General features: G+C 66.2%; 3 protein-coding genes and 2 pseudogenes. All 5 read left to right on the top strand.

Annotated elements, in window-relative coordinates; translation table 11 throughout:
• Positions 1-255: pseudogene (locus AUC71_RS19580) on the top strand (class I SAM-dependent methyltransferase); the annotation flags it as partial.
• A 37-nt stretch (positions 256-292) separates the two neighbouring features.
• Positions 293-1,060, top strand: coding sequence for a peptidoglycan editing factor PgeF (gene pgeF, locus AUC71_RS11490; protein WP_141701634.1), 768 nt, complete (start codon positions 293-295; stop codon positions 1,058-1,060).
• A 241-nt stretch (positions 1,061-1,301) separates the two neighbouring features.
• Positions 1,302-1,601: a hypothetical protein gene (locus tag AUC71_RS11485; protein WP_069624375.1), complete on the top strand. Its 300-nt coding sequence runs from the start codon at positions 1,302-1,304 to the stop codon at positions 1,599-1,601.
• A 240-nt stretch (positions 1,602-1,841) separates the two neighbouring features.
• Entirely contained in the window at positions 1,842-2,186 is a 345-nt protein-coding gene (locus AUC71_RS11475; RefSeq protein ID WP_069624373.1) for a hypothetical protein, read from the top strand.
• A 144-nt stretch (positions 2,187-2,330) separates the two neighbouring features.
• Positions 2,331-3,112: pseudogene (locus AUC71_RS11470) on the top strand (ribose-phosphate pyrophosphokinase); the annotation flags it as partial.

Below are 3,112 nucleotides of genomic sequence, written 5' to 3'. Positions count from 1 at the left end.
GCCGCGCTGAAGGATGCCGCCATCGCACACGGGCTAACCGCTTACGGACCGATGCCGCAAGGCGCGTTTCTGCTGCGGCTCGGTCTCGAAGCGCGCCGCGACCGTCTGTGCGAGGGCGCAACCGACGAACAATGTCAGACGTTAATCGCCGGCACGAACCGGCTCGTCGATCCCTCGGCGATGGGTCTTCTCTTCAAGGCGTTCGTTATCGCAAGCCCGGGGCTTGCCCCGCCGCCACCCTTCGGAGACAGTTAGGAGCAAACGAGTGCCGGTCATGGTCACTGACGACAAGATAATGTTTCAGGCCCCGAGCCTCGCCGGGATCGACGGCGTCAGCCACGGATTCTTCACGCGACTCGGCGGCGTGTCCGAAGGCATCTATACGTCGCTGAACTGCGGCCCCGGCTCGTCAGACGACGCCGCCAGCGTCGCCGAGAATCGCGCGCGAGTCGCGAGGCTGTTGGGCGTGGCTCCCGAGAAGCTCGTCACCGTCTTTCAGAAGCATTCGAATACCGCCGTGGTGGCGACGAAGCCCTGGGACAAAGGCAAGACGCCCGACGCCGACGCCGTCGTCACGGCGACACCCGGGCTGGCCATCGGCGTTCTCACCGCGGACTGCACCCCGGTGCTGCTCTGCGACCCGCAAGCCCGGGTCATCGGCGCGGCCCATGCCGGCTGGCGCGGGGCGCTCTCGGGGATCGTCGAGGCGACCGTGCAGGCCATGACGGGGCTCGGCGCCGAACCCAAACGCATCCATGCGGCAATCGGCCCCGCGATCAGCCAAGGCGCCTACGAGGTAGGCCAGGACTACAAGGCCCAATTCTTGGCTGAGGAGCCCGGTAGCGAGGCATTCTTCGTGACCGACGAAGGCTCCGGGGAGCCCCATTTCGACCTGCCGGGCTATGTGGCCGAGCGCCTGGCGCGGGCGGGCGTCGGCGAGACACTGGACCTCGGTCTCTGCACCTATTACGACGAGACCCGTCTTTTCAGCTATCGCCGGTCCCAGCACCACGGTGAGGACGATTACGGCCGTCAAATTTCCGCCATCGTGCTTGCCTGAGCTGTAATTCACCATGAGGTGGATTGGTCCGGCCTGACGGGGACGCTAGAACTGGACGCAAATGGGCCGGGACAGGTAAGCTCTTGTTCGATCAAGGGTTGGGAGTCCACTCGCGAAGGATTTCACGCGAGCGGCGCTGTGCGGCCAACAGAGGGAGTATTTTGTTGGACGCGGACTCAGGACACGTACGCGCCCTTTTGAGACGTATTGCGGGGATCGCGCTCGCCGCCCTCGCGGCCGTATGCCTGGCAGGCTGCGGCGGCGGGAGTACGAGCATGGGCGGGCTCCTGAGCGGCGCCGGAAGCCTGTTCGGCGGCTCCCCCAAGATCGCCGTGGCCCCCATTATCGGGGCCCCGAGAGCGTCACCAAAGAGCTCACCCAAGCCCTGATTGTCGCCGGCAACGACCGCAATCTGACGCTCATGCCCGGCACCGAGGGCGCCAATTACACCTTGCGCGGCTACCTCCTGGCGGCGCCCGAGCGCCAGGGGTCCAAGATCTCCTACATTTGGGACGTGACCGACGCCGAGGCACCCGGGTGACCCGCGTCTCCGGCGAGGAGACCGCCGCCCGAGGGACCAGCAGCAATCCCTGGCGGGGGGTCGATGACAAAGTGATCCGGAGCATCGCCAACAACACCACCTCACAACTTGCCGCCGACCTGCCCGGAGGCCGTAGCGCGAGTTCGCCATCGGTAGCAGCCGCCCCTGCCGCAGCCAGCACGGCGACCGCGGCCACCCGCCGCAGCGGCGAAGCCGGCGCCAGCGCCTAAGCCTTCGGGCGTGGTCGTGGGCCCCGTGACAGGCGCGCCGGGCGATGGCAGCAGGTCGCTCGCCACGGCCCTCAAGAAGAAGCTCTATGCGGACGGCGTGAAGCTCGTGAACGGGACGTCGGGCAACGTCTACACGGTGAAGGGCATCGTGAAGCTCACCGATGCCGGCGGCAGTAAAGAGAAGATCCAGATCGACTGGCAGGTGCTCGATCCCAACGGCAAGCGCCTGGGCACGGTGTCGCAGCAGAACACCATTCCCAAAGGCTCGCTGAACGGCCCCTGGGGCGCCATCGCCGATGCGGCGGCCGGCGCCGCGGCCGACGGCATTGTCAAGCTTCTGCCGAAGTCCAGCTGACCTCCAGCTAACCCTCATCCACATCCGGCGCTTCGTAAGTGCTTAGTAAGTTTACATGGGTGCCAGACGCTTGTTACAAGCGCGCCGTGGCGTGGGAGCCGGGCCGGCTCGCCTCGCGTAGGCTGGGTCTCAAGGAACGGTCGCATGAAACTGGTTGCAGGCAACAGCAACCGCCCCCTCGCCGAGGCGATCGCCGAATATCTCGATAGTCCGCTTGCTCGCTGCATCGTTCGTCGCTTTGCGGACAAGGAGATTTTCGTCGAGGTCCAGGAGACGTCCGGGGCGAGGACGTGTTCATCATCCAGTCGACATCCGCTCCGGCCAACGATCACCTGATGGAACTGCTCATCCTGGTCGATGCCCTGAAGCGGGCCTCCGCCCGCCGCATCACCGCCGTGCTCCCCTATTTCGGCTACGCCCGGCAGGATCGTAAGCCGGGGCCGCGCACGCCGATCTCGGCCAAGCTGGTCGCCAACATGATCGTCCGCGCCGGCGCCGACCGCGTGCTGACCCTCGACCTGCATGCCGGGCAGATCCAAGGTTTCTTCGACATCCCGACCGACAACCTTTTCGCCGCACCCGCCATGGTCGCCGACATCAAGAAAGTCATGTCGGAGGACAATGTCATGGTCGTTTCGCCGGACGTGGGCGGCGTCGTCCGCGCGCGCGGCCTCGCCAAGCGCATCGACGCGCCGCTCGCCATCGTCGACAAGCGCCGCGAGAGGCCCGGCGATTCCGAGGTGATGAACGTCATCGGTGACGTCTCGGGCCATAGCTGCATTCTCGTCGACGACATCGTCGACTCCGGCGGCACTCTGGTGAACGCCGCCGAAGCGCTCCTCGAAAAAGGCGCCAAGAAGGTCACCGGTTACATCACCCACGGCGTGCTCTCCGGCGGCGCCGTGGCGCGCATCATGGCCTCGCAG

The sequence above is a fragment of the Methyloceanibacter marginalis genome, from assembly GCF_001723295.1.
GTDB lineage: Bacteria > Pseudomonadota > Alphaproteobacteria > Rhizobiales > Methyloligellaceae > Methyloceanibacter > Methyloceanibacter marginalis.
Note: the sequence above shows the minus strand (reverse complement) of the source record. Positions and strands in the feature narration are given on the sequence as shown.

Coding starts and splice junctions, on each gene's coding strand:
- AUC71_RS11485 (WP_069624375.1), top strand. CDS start 1,302: ATGCCTGGCAGGCTGCGGCGGCGGGAGTACGAGCATGGGCGGGCTCCT.